The following is an 18943-nucleotide window of genomic DNA, read 5'->3' on the forward strand; positions in this document are numbered from 1 at the left end:
AAGACGGGGTTCCCTTGACGGCAGGTTTTTGCGGGACATAGGGATAACCCTCGATCTGGAGCAAGACCCTCTCCATATCACCCCAAAAACCCCTTTTTCGCGGCCACTTGAGGTTTCCTTGACCTTTTCCATCCCCTGGCATGAACGGTTCATCGCCAGAGTGACCCCGAGCGTGATCCATCCCCTGTGTCCTCTTTCGGCACAGCGGTTCACCGATCACGAACGACCACACATGCGAAGAACCGCATCGCAGGGGGTTCTATGAGATCCAGTCGCACCGCAATACGCGCCGGAGTGAGCATGGCAGCGACACTGCCACTGCTCGCCGGTGCGCTGGCGGTCGGAATACCCGCGGCTCAGGCCGCGGACAGCCCCAGCCGTGACACGCTCGCGGGCACCAGGCCCGCGTGGGCCACGGCGAAGGCGGACAAGGGGGCCACCTCCAACGGCTCCCAGGTCTCCGCCCGGGTTTACTTCGCCGGACGCAACGCCGCCGGTCTGGCCGCGTACGCCAAGGCCGTGTCCGACCCGTCTTCGGCCTCGTACGGCAAGTACCTCAGCGCCAAGAAGTCGCAGCAGCGTTTCGGGGCCACCAAGGCGCAGGTCGCCGCGGTGAAGTCGTGGCTGAAGTCGGCGGGTCTGACGGTCACCGGCACCACGCAGCACTACGTCTCCGTGACCGGTGACGTGGCCGCCGCCGAGAAGGCGTTCGGCACCCAGCTGCACAACTACGCCAAGAGTGGCAAGACCTACCGTGCGCCGTCGAAGACGGCCTCGGCCCCCGCGGCCCTGAACGGCGCCGTCCTGACCGTCACCGGTCTGGACAACGCCCCGCACAAGGCGAACCACAAGGACCAGCTGCCGCCGCCGGACGCGGTGTTCCGCAACTCCGGGCCGTTCTCGTCGTACTACGGCTCGAACACCGCGAGCACCCTGCCGAGCGCGTACGGCCAGAAGATCCCGTACGCGGTCAAGGGTTACACCGGCAAGCAGCTGCGTGCCGCCTACGGCGCCGGCAAGCGCACCGGCAAGGGTGTGCGGGTCGCCATCACCGACGCGTACGCCTCGCCGACCATCGCCTTCGACGCGGCCACCTACGCCAAGAAGCACGGTGACGCGGCCTACAGCAGCAGCCAGCTGCGGCAGGTCCTGCCGAAGAAGTACACGAAGACCGAGGAGTGCGGGGCCGCGGGCTGGTACGGCGAGGAGACCCTCGACGTCGAGGCCGTGCACGCGGTCGCGCCCGGCGCGGACATCACCTACGTCGGCGCCGCGTCCTGCTACGACGACGATCTGCTCGACTCGCTCAACAAGATCGTCGACGGGCACCTCGCCGACATCGTCTCCAACTCGTGGGGCGACATCGAGGCGAACCAGACGCCGGACCTCGCGGCCGCCTACGACCAGGTCTTCCAGTTCGGCGCGGTCGAGGGCATCGGCTTCTACTTCTCCTCCGGTGACAACGGCGACGAGGTCGCCAACACCGGTGTGAAGCAGGTCGACACCCCGGCCAACTCGGCGTGGGTGACCGCGGTCGGCGGTACCTCGCTGGCCGTCGGCAAGGGCGACAAGTACCTGTGGGAGACCGGCTGGGGAACCGAGAAGGCCTCGCTGTCCGCGGACGGCAAGAGCTGGACCGACTTCCCGGGCGCCTACACCTCGGGTGCGGGCGGTGGCACCAGCAAGACCGTGCCGGCGCCGTACTACCAGAAGGGCGTCGTGCCGGACGCGCTCGCCAAGCTGAACAACGCGGCCGGTAACCGGGTCGTCCCGGACATCGCGGCGATCGCGGACCCGAACACCGGTTTCAAGGTCGGCCAGACGCAGACCCTGCCGGACGGGACCCAGGCGTACGACGAGTACCGGATCGGCGGCACCTCGCTGGCCTCCCCGGTGATCGCGGCCGTCCAGGCCCTGGCGCAGGAGGCCCGCGGCGGCAAGCCGATCGGCTTCGCCAACCCGTCGATCTACTCGAAGTACGGGTCGAAGCTCTACCACGACGTGACGGACACCCCCACGGGTACCGAACTCGCCGTGGCACGCGTGGACTTCGCCAACGGCTACGACGCGACAGGTGGCCTGCTCACCTCCGTCCGCAGCCTCGGCAAGGACGCCTCGCTGAAGGCCGTGAAGGGCTACGACGACGTCACCGGCGTGGGCTCGCCCACCACCGGATACGTCGAGTCCTACCGTCGCCACTGACGGCTTGACCGTCTGACGACAGCTCTGCGCCCGCCCCTCGGAGACGAGGGGCGGGCGTACGTGTTTCAGCTCCCCTTATACCGGGTGGGGGTAAGGTGCGGGCATGGCGACGAGCGGCAGGGGGCGGTACGGGCAGCGGTTGCTGCTGTTCGCCGCGCTGCTCTTCGGGATCCTCACTATGCACACGCTGGGGCATCCGTCGGGGCACGGGCAGGACACCGGCGCGGGGCACATGTCGTACGCCTCGCACGCCATGGACGCGACACCCGGCCCGGAGGACATGACCGAGGCCGTCGTGCGCCTCGACGCGCTGACCACCGAAATGCCGCCGATGAGCGGCATGGACCCGCTCTCCGTCTGCCTCGCCGTCCTGCTCGGCGGCTTCACCCTCTTCCTCCTGCTGCTCGCGACGGCCCTGGGCCGCCCGGGCCCGGCCGCCGTCCACCCCGCCGTGCTGTCGCGGGTGCTGCGCGCCCTGTGGCCCGCCCCACCCCCGCCGAGAACCCTGCTGTCCCGTCTGTCGGTGCTGCGCATCTAGGCCGGCGCACCGGCCGCTCAGGGCTGCCCGTACGGAGGGGGAACCTCCGCGTCGCGAGGTGGGAACCTCAAGATGTCGCGCGGTGCACCACGAGCGGCGGAAGCGCCCATCCGCACGCAACACCACCACGACGAGGTGTCACTCAGTCATGCGCACTCACACGCGCCGCACCGTTCTCGGTGCGTCGATCGCCGCCGCCGGCACGGGAATCCTGGCCGCCTGCTCCGGCTCCGGCCACGCGGGCCACGACGGAAACAGCGGGAACGGCAGCGGCTCCCCCGCCGCCCCGAAGGGGTACGTCGACCCGGCGGGCAGCGAGGTCGCCGCCGCCGAGAAGAAGCGCGGCTCCGGCCCCCTCCGCGAGGTCCGGCTCACCGCCGCCCCGGCCTCCCTCGACCTGGGCGGCCCTACGGTCAGGTCCTGGGCGTACGGCGGCGAGCTGCCCGGCAAGGAGGTCCGCGTCACCGCCGGCGACACCCTCGCCCTCACGCTCGCCAACCATCTCCCCGAGGCCACCTCCCTGCACTGGCACGGCATCGCGCTGCGCAACGACATGGACGGGGTACCCGGTCTCACCCAGCGCGCGGTCAAGCCGGGGGCGGACCTCACGTACCGCTTCGCCGTTCCGCACGCGGGCACGTACTGGTTCCATCCGCACTCGGGCACCCAGCAGGACCGCGGCCTGTACGCGCCGCTGATCGTCGAGGACCCCAAGGAGCCTCTTTCGTACGACAAGGAGTGGGTCGTCGTCCTCGACGACTGGGTCGACGGGGTGGACGGATCCACGCCGGACGCCGTGCTGGCGGAGCTGCGCGGCGGGATGGGCGACGGGATGGGCGACGGCGCCGGCATGGACCACTCCGGGCACGACATGTCCGGCATGGCGATGCGGATGGACGCGTCGCCGAAGCCGTCCGGTTCCTCCGGGCCCTCGCGCATGATGACGGGCGCCGACAGCGAGTTGCTGGGCAACGACGCCGGGGATGTCGCGTATCCGTACTACCTGGTCAACGGGCGTACGGCGGCGGCGCCTTCGGTCTTCCGGGCCCGACCCGGCGACCGCGTCCGGATCCGGATCATCAACGCGGGCGGCGACACGGCCTTCCGGGTCGCCCTCGGCGGGCACGAGATGACGGTGACGCACACCGACGGCTTCCCCGTGCGCCACGCGAAGACCGACGCCCTGCTGCTGGGCATGGGCGAGCGCTACGACGTCCTGGTCACCGCCGGCGACGGCGTCTTCCCGCTGACCGCGCTCGCCGAGGGCAAGAAGGCGTCGACACATGCGCTGCTGCGCACCGGCGGCGGCTCGGCGCCCTCCGCCGCCGGGCGTCCGAGGGAGCTGGACGGACGACTGCTGACCGCCGACAAGCTGAAGGCGGACGAGTCGGTGGCACTGAAGGAGAAGGAGCCTGACCGCACGGTGCGGCTCCAGCTCACCGGCGGGATGGCGAAGTACGACTGGGCCTTCGACAAGAAGCCCTACCGTGCGGATCAGCGGCATCCCGTGCGAGCCGGGGAACGCGTGCGGCTCGTCTTCGCCAACTCGACCTCGATGTGGCATCCCGTCCATCTGCACGGGCACACCTTCGCCCTGGCGAACGTGGTGGGCGGGCCGCGCAAGGACACCGCCGTCGTGCTGCCGAACGGGACGCTGACCGTCGACTTCGACGCCGACAATCCGGGGCTGTGGATGGTCCACTGCCACAACGTGTACCACTCGGAGGCCGGGATGATGACGGTGCTCGGGTACCGCAGCCGCTGATTTCGGGGGTGGGGCGCGTCGACGTGGGGCGCCCCACGCCCATTGTGTCGCACTGACGATTACACTGGGCCGCGTGCCTCAACTACGCCTCGCCCTGAATCAGATCGACTCGACCGTCGGCGATCTCGCCCAGAACGCCGAGGCGATCGTCCGCTGGACCCGGCACTCCGCCGAGCAGGGAGCGCACCTGGTGGCGTTCCCCGAGATGGTGCTGACCGGGTACCCCGTCGAGGACCTGGCCCTGCGGTCGTCCTTCGTCGAGGCCTCCCGCACGGCCCTGCGCGACCTGGCCGCGCGGCTCGCCGACGAGGGCTTCGGGGAGCTGCCGGTGATCGTCGGCTACCTCGACCGGTCCGAGACCGCGCAGCCGAAGTACGGGCAGCCGGCCGGCTCCCCGCGGAACGCCGCCGCCGTGCTGCACGGGGGGCGGGTCGCGCTGACCTTCGCCAAGCACCACCTGCCGAACTACGGCGTGTTCGACGAGTTCCGGTACTTCGTGCCCGGCGACACCATGCCGGTCGTGCGGGTGCACGGGGTGGACGTGGCCCTCGCCATCTGCGAGGACCTCTGGCAGGACGGCGGCCGCGTACCGGCCGCCCGGTCCGCCGGGGCCGGGCTGCTGATCTCCATCAACGCCTCGCCCTACGAGCGCAACAAGGACGACACCCGGCTGGAGCTGGTCCGCAAGCGGGCTCAGGAGGCCGGGTGCACCACCGCCTACCTCGCCATGATCGGCGGGCAGGACGAGCTGGTCTTCGACGGGGACTCCATCGTCGTCGACCGCGACGGTGAAGTCGTCGCGCGGGCACCGCAGTTCGCCGAGGGCTGCGTGGTCCTGGACCTGGATCTTCCGGCTGCCGCCACGTCGCCGGTGGAGGGTGTCGTCGACGACGGGCTGCGCATCGAGCGCCTCGTCCTGTCCGAGGAACCGCTGCCCGCGTACGAGGCCGAGCTCGCGGGCGGGTACGCGGAGCGGCTCGACGACGACGAGGAGATGTACTCGGCGCTGGTGGTCGGGCTGCGGGCGTATGCGGCGAAGAATGGTTTCAGGTCCGTTCTCATCGGGCTGTCGGGCGGGATCGACTCCGCGCTCGTCGCCGCGATCGCGTGCGATGCGCTGGGCGCGCAGAACGTGTACGGCGTCTCGATGCCGTCGAAGTACTCGTCGGACCACTCCAAGGGCGACGCGGCGGAGTTGGCGCGGCGGACGGGGCTGAACTTCCGGACCGTGGCGATCGAGCCGATGTTCGACGCATATATGTCGTCGCTCGGGCTGACGGGGCTGGCGGAGGAGAACCTGCAGTCCCGTCTGCGGGGCACCATGCTGATGGCGATCTCCAACCAGGAGGGGCACATCGTGCTGGCTCCGGGGAACAAGTCCGAGCTGGCGGTGGGGTATTCGACGCTGTACGGCGACTCGGTGGGGGCGTACGGGCCCATCAAGGACGTGTACAAGACGTCGATCTTCCGGCTCGCGGAGTGGCGGAACCGGGCGGCGGCGGAGCGGGGGCAGACGCCGCCGATTCCGGAGAACTCGATCACGAAGCCGCCCAGTGCGGAGCTTCGTCCCGACCAGGTCGATACGGACTCTCTTCCGGACTACCCCGTCCTGGACGCCATCCTTGAGCGGTACGTCGACCGGGACGAGGGGGCCGACACCATCGTTGCGGCCGGGTTCGATCGGGAACTCGTCGTGAAGACGCTCCGGATGGTCGACACGGCCGAGTACAAGCGACGCCAGTACCCGCCGGGCACCAAGATCTCCGCCAAGGGCTTCGGCAAGGACCGCCGACTGCCGATCACGAACCGGTGGCGGGAGGCAGGCGGCGCCTGACGCCTCGGGCGCCGTTCGCGGTGCGGTGTGTTGTGGGTCGGGTCCGTGCGTACGCGACTGCGGGTGCGTGGGGGCGCGCGGATGCCGCTTCGCTGCGGGTGCGTGGGGGCGCGCGGATGCCGCTTCGCTGCGGGTGCGTGGGGCGGCGGATGGCCGGCGAAGCCGCGTCGCTGCGGGCAATCGTGCGGTTCAGGGCGGCTGCCCACCCGCGCTGCGGGGGTGCGTGTGGCGCCGGGTGGCCGGCGAAGCCTCGTCACTGCGGGCGCGCGTGAGGCTAGGGCGACTGCCCACCCAGCAGCGGCGGGTGCGCATGACACCGAGGGCCGGCGAAGCCTCGCCACTGCGGGCGGGCGTGGAGCTAGGGGCGGGCTACCCACCCACGCAGCGGGGGTGTGTGTGGCGCTGGGAGCCGGCGAAGCCTCGCCACTGCGGGCGGGCGTGGAGCTAGGGGCGGCTGCCCACCCAGCAGCGGCGGGTGCGTGGGGTGCCGGGGGACGGCGAAGCCGCGTTACTGCGGGCGGGCGTGGAGCTGGGGGCGGCTGCCCACCCACGCAGCGGGGGTGCGTGTGACGCCGGGGGGCCGGCGAAGCCGCGTTACTGCGGGCAATCGTGCCGCCAGGGGCGGCACGGGTGGGCGCAGCGGCACCCCGTAAACGCCGGGCTGCGTGACCCACCCCCGGCCGACACCCACACCGGGTGACAAGGAAACAAGGGGTACCCGGGGTTTGCCCACCCACCCCGGGTGAGCGTTCAAACCAGGGGTGAGAGGGGTTTGCCCACCCGCCCCGGAGGGGCGCCCGGCTCAGGCGTGGGCCGACTCCTGGTGGGTGGGGACGTGGGTGGCGATGAGGCGGCCCGGGGTGGACGTGGTGCCGAGGGCGCGGCGGCGGTCGACGGCGTAGGCGGTCGCGGCGACCGCGAGGCCGAGGACCGCGAGGGCAGCGCCCGCCACGGCGGGGGACGTCGCGCCGAAGCCCGCCGCGAGGGCGAGTCCCCCGATCCAGGCACCCCCCGCGTTGGCGAGGTTGAACGCGGCCTGGTTGGCGGAGGACGCCAGGGAGGGGGCGGCGGAGGCCTTCTCCATGACCATCAGCTGGAGCGGGGATCCCGTGACGAACGCGGCCATGCCGAGGAGCGTCACACCGACCGCCGCACTCCACTGCGTGGACATGAGGACCGGGAAGAGCGCGAGGACGGCGACGAGGGACGCGAGTCCGCTGAAGAGGGTGCCACGCAGGGAGTGGTCCGCGAGGCGGCCGCCCAGCAGGTTGCCGGCCGTCGCGCCCACCCCGAAGAGCGCGAGGAGCAGGGTCACGCTGCCGTCGGCGTACCCGGCGGAGTCCGTGAGCATCGGCGTGATGTAGCTGTACGCGGAGAACAGGGCCCCGAACCCCGCCACCGTCGTACCGAGGGCGAGCCAGACGGGGAGGGAGCGCAGCGCGGCCAGCTCACCGCGCAGGCCGGCCTTCGGCGCGTGGGCGTGGTCGTGCGGGATCAGCAGGGCGAGGGAGGCGATGGCGGCCAGGCCGATCGCGCTGACGCCCAGGAACGTGGCCCGCCAGCCGAGGTGCTGCCCCATGAGGGTGGCGACCGGCACGCCCGCGATGTTGGCGACGGTGAGGCCGAGGAACATCAGCGAGACGGAGCGGGCCTTGCGCTCGGGGGTCACAAGGCCGGTGGCGACGACCGCGCCGACGCCGAAGAACGCGCCGTGCGGCAGCCCGCTCAGGAAGCGGGCGGCGAGCAGCCAGTGGTAGTCGGGGGCGAACGCCGAGAGGGCGTTGCCCGCGACGAACAGGCCCATCAGGGCGATCAGGACCTTGCGGCGGGACATCCGGGCGGTGGCCGCGGCGAGCAGCGGGGCGCCGATCACCACGCCCAGCGCGTACGCCGAGACCAGGTGTCCCGCGACGGGGATCGATATGTGGAGGTCGTCCGCGACTTCGGGCAGCAGGCCCATCATCACGAACTCGGTGGTGCCGATGCCGAAGGCGCCCACGGCGAGGGCGAGCAGGGCCAGGGGCATGAAGAGGGGCCTTTCGAGGGGGACGAGCGGGGTTCCGCAGAGGAAAGTTCATCTGCGGAACAAAGTCTCTCGGGCCCAGTATTCCAGGAGGTTGAGGGTGCGTGATCCAGGAGAGTCGGATCGGCTGCGCGCAGCGGTCAGGAACCGCTGGTCACCGCGGTCGGGAGGCGCTGGTCACACCGGTCAGGAGTCGCCGGCGGCGAGCTTCACCCGTGCGGCGACCGGCAGGTGGTCGCTGCCCGTCTCCGGCAGGGTCCACGAGGTCACGGGGTCGACGCCCTGGACCATGATCTGATCGATCCGGGCCATCGGGAACGACGCCGGCCAGCTGAACCCGAACCCGCTGCCCGCCGCGCCCTGCGTGGAGCGCATCTGGGACGTGACGCCGTTGAGCGCGCGGTCGTTCATGGTGCCGTTGAGGTCGCCCAGCAGGATCTTCCGGCTCAGCTTCTCGTCGGCGATCGCCTCGCCGAGCGCGTTGGCGCTCTTGTCGCGCTGCCGCGCGGTGAACCCGGCCTCCAGCTTCACGCGCACGGAGGGCAGGTGGGCGACGTAGACCGCGACCTGTCCGGCGGGTGCGCTCACCGTCGCCCGCATCGCGCGCGTCCAGCCCAGCTTGATGCCCACCGGCTTCGCACCGCTCAGCGGGTACTTGCTCCACAGTCCGACGGTGCCCTGCACGGAGTGGTACTTGTACGTGGCCGCGAGCGCCTTCTCGTACACCGGGACGGCGGTCTGCGTGAGCTCTTCGAGGGCCAGCACGTCGGCGCCGGACGCGGCCACGTCGCGGGCCGTGCCGGACGGGTCCGGGTTGTCCGCGTTGACGTTGTGCGTGGCGACGGTCAGGTCGCCGCCGCTGCCGGTCTTGTCGGTGAGCAGGCCGCCGAAGAGGTTCAGCCAGACCGTCACGGGCAGCAGCACCGCGATCAGGGCGGTCACCGACTTCCGTACGAACGCCAGGATCAGCAGGATCGGGACGAAAATGCCCAGCCAGGGCAGGAACGTCTCCGTCAGACTGCCGAGGTTGCCGATCCTGTTGGGGATGCGTGAGTGCAGCAGCATCACCAGCGCGAGGACGATCGCGAGCGCGGCCAGGATCAGACCGCGGCGCCAGATGCCGCGATCGCCTCTCCAGCCGTCGAACAGGCGCCGAAGCCGGGAACCTCGACGCTCGGCCCCCGAGCCGCCGTTGTCCGTCTCCGCCACATACGCCTGCGCCATACCGTCGCCTCACAACCTGCCGTGCACACCGTCTGCCCCTCGGTTACGACCCTAGGGGATGATCGGTGTCGATCCTGCCGTCTCCTGACGGCCGTACGGGCACGAGGACGACCAACACGGCGTTCGAAGTTCCGAATGCGGGCGTATCGCGCGGCCTCTGTGACGAAACGCGCACATTCGGCCCCGGCGCGCCGCGTGGGCTACGGCGCGGGTGGGCGCAGCCCTTCGAGGAGCCGGTCGACCACCTGTTGGGCGAGATCCTCGGGGAGTTCGGCGTCGGGGCGCATGACGGAGCGCACGAGCAGGGGGCCGACGAAGAGGTCGTTGAGCAGGTCGATGTCGACGTCGTCGCGGAGTTCACCGTTCAACTGGCCGCGGCGCAGTACGTCGGTGCCCATCCGGCGCCTCGGGTCGATCACCGTGGCGTGGTACGCGGCCCAGATCTTCGGGCTGCTCTTCATCTGGGCGTAGACGTTGTGCAGGATCGCCGACGAGCGGGTGACCAGGCCGCGTTGGCGCAGCGACTCCAGCAGGACGATGAGGTCGTCGCGCATGGAGGTGCCCGGCAGTTCCGGATCCGGGGGCTCGGCGGCGCGCAGGACGTCGACGAAGAGCTCCTCCTTGCCGCGCCAGCGTCGGTAGATGGTCGCCTTGCCGACGCCGGCGGTGCGCGCGACGCGCTCGATGGACAGCTCCGAGAGCGGCACGCCCTCCTCCAGGAGCTTCATCACGCCTTCGAGGATGGAGTGTTCCACCGCCTCGCTGCGGGGGCGGCCCCGAGCGGGGCCCTCTTGCCGGGGACGGCTGTTGGCGAGGCTCACGTCGACTCCGTTTCTTCGTAGCCCTGTACTGCTCCCCCGTGATTCTCGCTGGTGCACTGCGTGTGCGGGCACCCGGCGCCTCGGGTGCCCGCCTTCCGCCTGGGTCCGCTCAGTGGTCCGCTGTCACCAACTCCGTCTCCTCCTTGCCCTCCTGAGGGGCCGGCGTGCGGCCCGGCAGGAACAGGGCGACCACCACGGCACCGACGACCGCGACGGCCGCGCCGCCCAGGGCCGTGACGTGCATGGCGTGCAGGAAGGCGTCGTTGGCCGAGCCGACGAGGGCCTTGCCGTTGGCGCCGGACCTGGCGGCGATGCCGAGGGTCGCCTCGATGGACTCGCCCGCGGTGTGGCGCAGGCCCGGGGGAACCAGGGAGAGCTTGTCCTCGATGCCGTTGCGGTACGTGGTGGAGAGCACCGAGCCGAGGACCGCGATGCCGAGCGCGCCGCCGACCTGGCGGAAGGTGTTGCTGAGCGCGGACGCGGAGCCCGCCTTCTCACGCGGCAGGGCCTGCATGATGACGACGCTGGTCGGGGTCATGATGTGCGCCATACCGGTGCCCATGAAGAAGAAGATGACCTCCAGGAGCCAGATCGGCGTGTCGGTCTCCAGCGTGGCGAACGCGGCGAGCATCGCGGCGATGATCAGCATGCCCGCCGTGCACGTGGCGCGGTTGCCGAAGCGCTCGACCACCAGCCGGGCCCGCGGCGCGAAGATGATCTGGGCGGCGGCGAGCGGCAGCATCAGCAGACCGGTCTGCAGCGGCGAGTAGCCCCGCACGCTCTGGGTGTAGAAGACCGAGAAGAAGGTCACGCCCATCAGCGCGAAGAAGACCAGCGCTATGGCGGAGATGGCGGCCGAGAAGACCTTGTTCTTGAAGTACGAGACGTCGATGGACGGGTGGTCGCTGCGCTTCTCGTACACGACGAAGAGGGCGAGCACCGCGAGGCCGGCCGCGATCGTCGCGAGGACCGTCGCGTCGGTGAAGTCGGCGAGCTGGCCGCCCTTGATGATGCCGTAGACGAGAAGGACGAGGCCGATGACCGACAGGACGACGCCGACCGGGTCGAGACGGCCGGGGTTCGGGTCGCGGGAGTCGGGGACGAGCCAGAACATCAGGCCGAGCGCGAGCAGCACGATCGGCACGTTGATGAGGAAGACCGAGCCCCACCAGAAGTGGTCGAGGAGGACGCCGCCGGTGATCGGGCCGATCGCGATGGCGAGGCCGACGCCGCCGGCCCAGATGCCGATGGCCTTGGGCTGCTCCTCGCGCTCGAAGACGTTCATCAGGACGGCGAGGGTGGCGGGCATCACGAAGGCGGCCCCGAAGCCCATCACCGCGCGGAACACGATGAGCTGGACCGGCGAGCCGGACTCGGCGGCGAGCGCCGAGCCGATGCCGAAGGCGGCGAGACCGGCGAGCAGCACCTTCTTGCGGCCGAGCCGGTCGCCGAGCAGGCCCGCGGTGAAGAGCAGGCCGGCGAAGACGAGCGTGTAGGCGTTGATGGCCCACTCCAGCTCGCCCTGGGTGGCGCCGAGGCCGACGGGCGCCGGGGTCGAGATCGTCTTGATCGCGACGTTCAGGATCGAGTTGTCGAGCACCACGATCAGCAGGCTGAGCATGAGGACGCCGAGGATGGCCCAGCGGCGCCGGTGGACCGCCTCGGGCACTCGCCGTTCGGCGGGGGCAGCGGAAGTTGTCATGAAGGTCAGCCTAGCGAATTTCGATACGGCACCGTCTCGTATCGAAAATGCTTTACGGAAACCTTACGAACGCGCTCAGGCTGCCCCGTCCCGGTGGACCGGCGCTCGACTATGACCTGCGTCGCTCGACCCGCTCTAGCCGCGCGTGACACGAAGTGCCACCATGGAGGTGATCCGGGGACGCCGTCAGGGTGCCTCGAGATGACTGAAGGAGCCGTTGCGATGACGCAGCTTTCGGCTGCCACGAAGCAGCCTGCGGAGGGTGTCCTCAAGACCACCGACAGCAGCAAAGCGCTGTACGGAGGCAAGAGCACCCGCCGTATCACGGTCCGCGACATCACCGCCGCCAAGGAGCGCGGCGAGAAGTGGCCCATGCTCACCGCGTACGACGCGATGACCGCGTCCGTCTTCGACGAGGCCGGCATCCCGGTCATGCTGGTCGGCGACTCGGCGGGCAACTGCCACCTCGGATACGAGACCACCGTGCCCGTCACCCTCGACGAGATGACCATGCTCTCGGCCGCGGTCGTACGCGGCACCTCGCGCGCCCTCATCGTGGGCGACCTGCCCTTCGGCTCCTACCAGGAAGGCCCGGTGCAGGCCCTGCGCTCCGCCACCCGCCTGGTCAAGGAGGCCGGGGTGGGCGCGGTGAAGCTGGAGGGCGGCGAGCGCTCGCACCGCCAGATCGAGCTGCTGGTCGAGTCCGGCATCCCGGTCATGGCGCACATCGGCCTGACCCCGCAGTCCGTGAACTCCATGGGCTACCGCGTCCAGGGCCGCGGCGAGGAAGCCGCCCAGCAGCTGCTGCGCGATGCCAAGGCCGTCCAGGACGCGGGCGCCTTCGCCGTCGTCCTGGAGCTCGTCCCGGCGGAGCTCGCCGCCGAGGTCACCCGCACCCTGCACATCCCCACGGTCGGCATCGGCGCGGGTCCGGAGACGGACGCACAGGTCCTCGTCTGGACCGACATGCTCGGGCTGACCGGCGGCAGGATGCCGAAGTTCGTGAAGCAGTACGCCAACCTGCGGTCGGTCATGGGCGACGCGGCGCGCGCCTTCGCCGAGGACGTCGTCGGCGGAACGTTCCCCCAGGAGGAGCACTCCGTCCACTGAGGAACACCGAAGGCGGCCGCTGAAGGCCGCTGAAGACCACTGTGGCACCAGGACAGCCCGCCGAACTTCCCCCATCGGCGGGCTGTCCCTTTTTTTGCGCCTAAACCGGCGCCGCTCTCGCGGACCCAATTGCTCGCCGTCGGGGTTGCTCAATGGGTGGTTGCGGTGTGTGCGTGTTTCAAGAGCCTGGCCCCCTGCCGACGGCTGTCGGTGATCTGTCAGCAGGCCCGGACTGCTGTCGGTGAACTGTCGGTGGTTTGTCGGTGGGGCCTGGGACCGTCATCGGCATGACGCGAATCGACAAGAACCCCAGTAGCGGCGCGAAGAGCGCCGTCACCGTTCGGGGGCTGGTCAAGCACTACGGCGAGACCAAGGCGCTGGACGGCGTCGACCTGGACGTCCATGAGGGCACCGTCCTCGGTGTGCTCGGTCCCAATGGCGCCGGCAAGACCACCCTCGTACGCATTCTGTCCACCCTGATCACCCCCGACTCCGGCCATGCGACGGTCGCCGGGTACGACGTGCTGAAGCAGCCCCGCCAGCTGCGCCGCGTCATAGGGCTCACCGGCCAGTACGCCTCGGTCGACGAGAAGCTCCCCGGCTGGGAGAACCTCTACCTGATCGGGCGCCTCCTCGACCTGCCCCGCAAGGACGCCCGCCGCCGCGCCGACGAGCTGCTGGAGCGCTTCTCGCTCACCGATGCGGCCAGGCGCCCGGCATCCACCTACTCCGGCGGTATGCGCCGCCGTCTCGACCTCGCCGCGTCCATGATCGGCAACCCGGCCGTCCTGTACCTGGACGAGCCGACGACCGGCCTGGACCCGCGCACCCGCAACGAGGTGTGGCAGGAGGTCAAGCGCATGGTGGCCGACGGCGCCACCGTGCTGCTCACGACCCAGTACATGGAGGAGGCCGAGCAGCTCGCCAACGAGCTGACGGTCATCGACCACGGCAAGGTCATCGCCAACGGCCGTGTCGACGAGCTCAAGGCCCGGGTCGGCGGACGCACCCTGCGCATCCGCCCCGCGGATCCGTTGCAGCTGCGCCCGACGGCGGCGGCGCTCGACGACTTCGGCCTCACCGGCCCCGGCAACGCGACCGTGGAGGTCGAGACCGGCTCCGTCGTCGTCCAGATCCTCAGCGACGAGCAACTGACCGCGGTGGTCGGCGCACTCACCGCCCGCGGCATCACGCTCGCCGGCATCACCACCGAACTGCCCAGCCTGGACGAGGTGTTCCTGTCCCTCACCGGCCACAAGGCCGGTGCCCCGCAGGACGCGTCCCCCGAACTCGCGGAGGTCGCCGTATGAGCACCGCCACCCTCACCAAGCCCCAACAGCCCCAGCCCGGCCAGCAGTTGTCCGGCGACCAGCACGACGGCCGGATCGGGCTCCGCGGCAACCTGCGCCACATCGGCGCCCTGGTCCGCCGCAACCTGCTGTGGATCCGCCAGGACCCGGAGTCGATGTTCGACGCGATCCTGATGCCGATCGTCTTCTGCCTGCTGTTCGTCTTCGTCTTCGGCGGCTCGATCGCGGGCAAGGGCAACCAGGAGGAGTACGTCAACTACGTGGTCCCCGGCCTGATGGCGATGATGGGCATGAACATCGCCATGGGAGTCGGCACCGGCTTCAGTCAGGACTTCCAGACGGGCGTGATGGACCGCTTCCGGTCCCTGCCGATCGCCCGCTCCTCGGTCCTGATCGCCAAGATCACGGTGGAGCTGTGCCGCATGCTGGTCGCCACGGCCGTGCTGCTCACGGTGGGCTTCATCCTCGGCCTTTCCGTGTCGAGCGTCGCCGGGCTGTTCGCCGCCGTCGGACTCGCGGTCGTCTTCGGCTTCGGCATCATGTGGATCTTCCTGACCATGGGCGTGGTGATGAAGAACGCCCAGTCCATCCAGGCAATGGGGTTCCTCGTGCTGTTCCCTCTGCAGTTCGGTTCGTCCATCTTCGCCCCGACCGACACCATGCCCGGCTGGCTCCAGGCATTCACCGACTACAACCCGCTCTCGTCGCTGGCGGACGCCGCCCGCGGCCTGATGAACGGCGGCCAGCCGATCGCCCATGACGTGCTGGTGACCCTGATCTGGGCGGCCGTCCTCACCGCGGTCATGGCACCGATCGCCATCCGCAAGTTCACCACCAAGACCTGACGGTCACCACGCAACAGCCCCCCGGTCCGCGTCAGATGAGGGCGGCGGCCTCCTCAGCGGAGAGCCCGCCGCCCTCCGCGTACGCCGCCCGATACGCCGCGTCGTCCAACAGTGCCCGCACGCCCGCCTCCGCGCGGGCGCGCACCTCGTCCTCCATCGGACCCACGAAGTGGCCCGGCGGCAACAGGTGGTCGGCGGCGCCGAGCAGCACGGCCGCGTCCCGGACACGGTGGCCGTCGTCCAGCCCGGTGAGGGCGATGGCGGCGGTGGTCAGGTGTGCGGCGACCAACTGCGGGGCGATCACCTGCGACAGGGAGTCGGTGGCCCGCGACATCGCCTGCCGCGCCTTGTCCAGGGCGGGCCCGTACTGCCCGGCCATCGCGTCCAGCCAGGCCTCCACGCCCAGCACGAACCCGTCGAACACGACGAAGGTGACGGCCTCGAAGTTCTCGCGCAGCAGCCGCATCTGCTCGCGCGCCTCGTCGAGCCGGCCGGTGCGGCCCAGCCACATCGCGAGGAACAGACGGGAGGCGGGCATCGCCTCGTTGACGGTTCCGTCGCCACGCTCCAGGACCTCGCGCAGCATCCGCTCGCCGCGCTCGGCTTCCCCCGACTCGATGAGCACGCCGCCGAGCCGGGCGCTGAGCACCGCCATCTGGGCTCGGGCGCCGAGCCGTTCGGCGTACGTGATCGCCTCCGCGTAGTCCGCGGCGGCGAGCGGGTACTCGCCCCGGCGCTCATGGGCCTCGCCGCGCGCGGAGAGGGCCTCGGCGCAGCCCCAGGCGTCCTGGAGGCGGGTGAAGACCTCCAGCGCCTCGTCGGCGTCGCGGGCCGCGTCGCCCGCCCAGGAGGCCCGGTTGGCCAGCATGTTGGCGCGGGTCTGGAGGCAGAGGGCCAGCTCCCACTGGTAGCCGAGTTCGCGGCAGGTGCGGACGTTCTCGTCGATGACGGCGCGCATCCGTTCCATGTCTCCGGTCAGCATCACGGCGTAGAACCAGAGGTTGCCGGGGCTGCGGCAGGTCTGCGGGAGACCCGGGCTGTAGGTCTCGCTGATGACGCGCAGCTTCGCCTGGCCCTGCGGGCCCTGCCAGGCGTCCAGATCCATGTCCATGCAGGCGAGATGGACGAGGTGCACGCCGCGCCGGGCCTCGTCGAGGACCTCGGGGCGCATCGGCGGCGGGGAGTCGGTGCAGGTCTCGTAGAGCGGGGCGGCCTGCCGTACGGGCTCGGCGAAGGGGTCGGGGAAGAGGGCCATGACCTCTTGGGACCAGTGGCGGGCGGCGATGCGCAGATCGCGGATCTGCCAGTACCAGGCCAGTGAGAGGACGAGGCAGAGCGCCTCCTGCTCGTCGCGCGCGGCGACCGCGCGCTGGAGGGCGGCGCGTACGTTCTCCGACTCCAGTTCCAGCCGTTCCACGGCCGCGCGTTGGTCGGGGCCGCGCAGCAACGGGTCGGTGGTGCGGGCGAGTTCGCGGTAGTACGTGAGGTGGGCGCGTTCGGCGGCCGCCCGCTGCCCCGACTCGTCGAGGCGTTCGCCCGCGTACTCGGCGACGGTCTCCAGGAGGCGGTAGCGCATCGCTCCGTCGCCCGAAGGGGCCGCGACGACAAGGGACTTGTCGACGAGGGAGCCGAGCGCCTCCAGGGCGGCGGGTCCGCAGACGGCTTCGGCGGCGGCGAGGTCGCAGCCGCCCGCGAACACGGACAGCCGTCCCAGCGTGCCGCGTTCGTCCTGATCGAGCAGGTCCCAGGACCAGTCGACGACGGCCCGCAGGGTCTGCTGGCGCGGCAGGACCGTACGGCTGCCCGATGTCAGCAGCCGGAACCGGTCGTCGAGCCGGTCGGCGATCTGGCGGAGCGTCAACATCCTGAGCCGGGCGGCGGCCAGCTCGATGGCGAGCGGCAGTCCGTCGAGGCGGCGGCAGATCTCGGCGGCCGCCGCCGCGGTCTCGTCGTCGGTGTCGATCCGGAAGCCGGGCCGGGCGGCGGCGCCCCGGTCGGCGAGCAGCCGCAGGGCGAACGGTTCGGGCAGCGGTTCCACGGGTCGCAGCAACTCCCCCGGTACGCCGAGGGGTTCGCGGCTCGTCGCCAGCACCGTCAGCTCCGGGCAGCGCTCCAGCAGCGCCTCGACGAGGTGCGCGGCGGCGTCCACGACATGCTCGCAGTTGTCGAGGATCAGCAGCATGCGGCGCCTGGCGCAGTGCTCGGCGAGCCGCACGAGGGGGTCGTCGTGCCGGTCGGCGACGGCGCGCATCTCCTCCGCGCCGGCGCCGCGCAGCACCGTCTCGCGCGCCCCGACGGCGGTGAGCACGGTCTCGGGCACGGCCTTCGGATCGTCGACCGGCGCGAGCTCGGCCAGCCACACCCCGTCCCGCGCCGCGTACGCCACGGCCTCCGCCGCCTCCTGCGACAACCGTGTCTTCCCGGCCCCGCCGGGCCCGAGCAACGTCACGAGCCGCGCCGCCGCGAGATCGCCCCGGATGGCCTCGATGTCGGCGTCCCGGCCGACGAAGGAGGTCAGGCGGGCGCGGAGGTTGCCGGGGGGCGTGGGCGGAGTCGGGGAGCCGGTGCGGGTCCGGGAGAGGACGGCGGAGCCGGTGGCCGCTTCGTTCGCGTCGGCGGCGAAGCGTCCGTCGGCGCTCGAGGCCTCGTACGGTTGCTGTCCGTCCACCTCGGGGTACGCGGACGGCGGTGCGTCCGACCCGGTGTCCGGGCTCAGCAACTCCCCGTGCAGCGCCCGCAGTTCGGGGCCCGGATCGGATCCCAGGCGGTCCGCCAGCAGGCGGCGTACGTCCTCGTAGGCGGCCAGTGCCTCCGCCGGACGGCCCAGGTCGCGCAACGCGCGCATGCGCAGGGCCTGGAGGGGTTCGTCGAGGGGATGGCCGTCGCAGAGGGCGGTGAGTTCGGGCAGGGCCTGCTCGGCGCGGCCGAGGGCGAGGGCCGCGGTGAGGCGGGCGCGGCGCGCGTCGAGACGGCGCGTCTCCCAGCGGGCCGACTCGGCGGTGCGGTCGGGCAGGTCGGCGAGGGGCGGCCCGTGCCACAGGGCGAGGGCGTCGTCGAGGACCACGGCCGCCTTGGCGGGGTCGCCGTCGGCGAGCGCGCGGGCGCCCTCCCCCGCGAGCCGCTCGAAGCGGTGCAGGTCGATGTCGTCGGCGGACGCGGCGAGCCGGTAGCCGCCGTCCACGGACCCGATCGCGTCCGGCCCGAGCGCCCTGCGCAGCCGCCCCACCAGGGCCTGCAGCGCGCCGGTCGCGTCGGAGGGCGGCTCGCCGCGCCACACCTCGTCGACCAGGACGGCCGCGGGCACCAGGCGCCCGGGCCGCAGAGCGAGCACGGTCAGCAGGGCGCGCAGCCGCGCCCCGCCGAGCGGGACGGCCGTGCCGTCGGGGCGGAGTGCTTGGGTGGTGCCGAGGATGCGGTAGCGCACGGGTCCATTGTCTACGGGGAGGACCCGGCGCCGCTCCGGGGTTTCGGACGTGCATGAATATCGGCTGCCAGGAACCTCCCGCCCTCCGTAGGACGTTCCCCCCACACCACCGGTACGGTCGACCCGCACACTCGCAGCCCACACC

12 protein-coding genes are annotated in these 18943 nt (G+C 71.2%); 7 read left to right on the forward strand and 5 right to left on the reverse strand.

Features of this window, described 5'->3' with window-relative positions:
* The first annotated feature begins 300 nt into the window (after nt 1-300).
* The 4 genes from ACN6LB_RS16825 to ACN6LB_RS16840 all read left to right on the forward strand — a co-directional run bounded on the left by ACN6LB_RS16825 (nt 301) and on the right by ACN6LB_RS16840 (nt 6339).
* On the forward strand, nt 301-2202 hold the full coding sequence (locus ACN6LB_RS16825; protein ID WP_445026564.1) for a S53 family peptidase: 1902 nt from the start codon (nt 301-303) through the stop codon (nt 2200-2202).
* Between the two features lie 103 nt (nt 2203-2305).
* The gene (locus ACN6LB_RS16830) at nt 2306-2740 is read left to right on the forward strand and encodes a DUF6153 family protein (RefSeq protein ID WP_445026566.1); all 435 of its coding nucleotides are present in this window, start codon (nt 2306-2308) and stop codon (nt 2738-2740) included.
* Between the two features lie 148 nt (nt 2741-2888).
* A complete protein-coding gene (locus ACN6LB_RS16835; protein WP_445026568.1) occupies nt 2889-4505 on the forward strand; it encodes a multicopper oxidase family protein in 1617 nt (538 codons plus the stop codon).
* 73 nt (nt 4506-4578) lie between these two features.
* Entirely contained in the window at nt 4579-6339 is a 1761-nt protein-coding gene (locus ACN6LB_RS16840) for an NAD+ synthase (RefSeq protein ID WP_445026569.1), read from the forward strand.
* An 802-nt stretch (nt 6340-7141) separates the two neighbouring features.
* Here the strand turns inward: ACN6LB_RS16840 and ACN6LB_RS16845 are convergent.
* The 4 genes from ACN6LB_RS16845 to ACN6LB_RS16860 form a co-directional block, all read right to left on the reverse strand.
* Nucleotides 7142-8365 carry an MFS transporter gene (locus ACN6LB_RS16845; RefSeq protein ID WP_445026571.1) on the reverse strand — a complete coding sequence of 408 codons (1224 nt, stop codon included), beginning with the start codon at nt 8363-8365 and terminating at the stop codon, nt 7142-7144.
* Nucleotides 8366-8548: 183 nt separating this feature from the next.
* Nucleotides 8549-9586 (reverse strand): endonuclease/exonuclease/phosphatase family protein, encoded by a 1038-nt coding sequence (locus ACN6LB_RS16850; RefSeq protein ID WP_445026572.1) that lies wholly within the window; start codon nt 9584-9586, stop codon nt 8549-8551.
* A 200-nt stretch (nt 9587-9786) separates the two neighbouring features.
* Nucleotides 9787-10407 carry a TetR/AcrR family transcriptional regulator gene (locus tag ACN6LB_RS16855; protein WP_445026574.1) on the reverse strand — a complete coding sequence of 207 codons (621 nt, stop codon included), beginning with the start codon at nt 10405-10407 and terminating at the stop codon, nt 9787-9789.
* Between the two features lie 109 nt (nt 10408-10516).
* Complete coding sequence (locus ACN6LB_RS16860; protein WP_445026576.1) at nt 10517-12109, reverse strand: DHA2 family efflux MFS transporter permease subunit; 1593 nt, start codon at nt 12107-12109, stop codon at nt 10517-10519.
* 222 nt (nt 12110-12331) lie between these two features.
* Here ACN6LB_RS16860 and panB point away from each other — a divergent pair, with 222 nt between their 5' ends.
* From panB to ACN6LB_RS16875, 3 genes are all read left to right on the forward strand, one after another.
* A complete protein-coding gene (gene panB, locus ACN6LB_RS16865; protein ID WP_356145759.1) occupies nt 12332-13219 on the forward strand; it encodes a 3-methyl-2-oxobutanoate hydroxymethyltransferase in 888 nt (295 codons plus the stop codon).
* Between the two features lie 287 nt (nt 13220-13506).
* A complete protein-coding gene (locus tag ACN6LB_RS16870; protein ID WP_356145756.1) occupies nt 13507-14529 on the forward strand; it encodes an ATP-binding cassette domain-containing protein in 1023 nt (340 codons plus the stop codon).
* The gene (locus ACN6LB_RS16875; RefSeq protein WP_445026579.1) at nt 14526-15374 is read left to right on the forward strand and encodes an ABC transporter permease; all 849 of its coding nucleotides are present in this window, start codon (nt 14526-14528) and stop codon (nt 15372-15374) included. Before ACN6LB_RS16870 ends, ACN6LB_RS16875 begins: the two co-directional genes overlap by 4 nt.
* Before the next feature lie 31 nt (nt 15375-15405).
* Here the strand turns inward: ACN6LB_RS16875 and ACN6LB_RS16880 are convergent, their stop codons facing one another.
* Nucleotides 15406-18798, reverse strand: a complete 3393-nt coding sequence (locus tag ACN6LB_RS16880) for an AfsR/SARP family transcriptional regulator (protein ID WP_445026581.1) — start codon at nt 18796-18798, stop codon at nt 15406-15408.
* Between the last annotated feature and the right edge of the window lie 145 nt (nt 18799-18943).

This window comes from Streptomyces sp. SAS_270 (genome assembly GCF_052543295.1).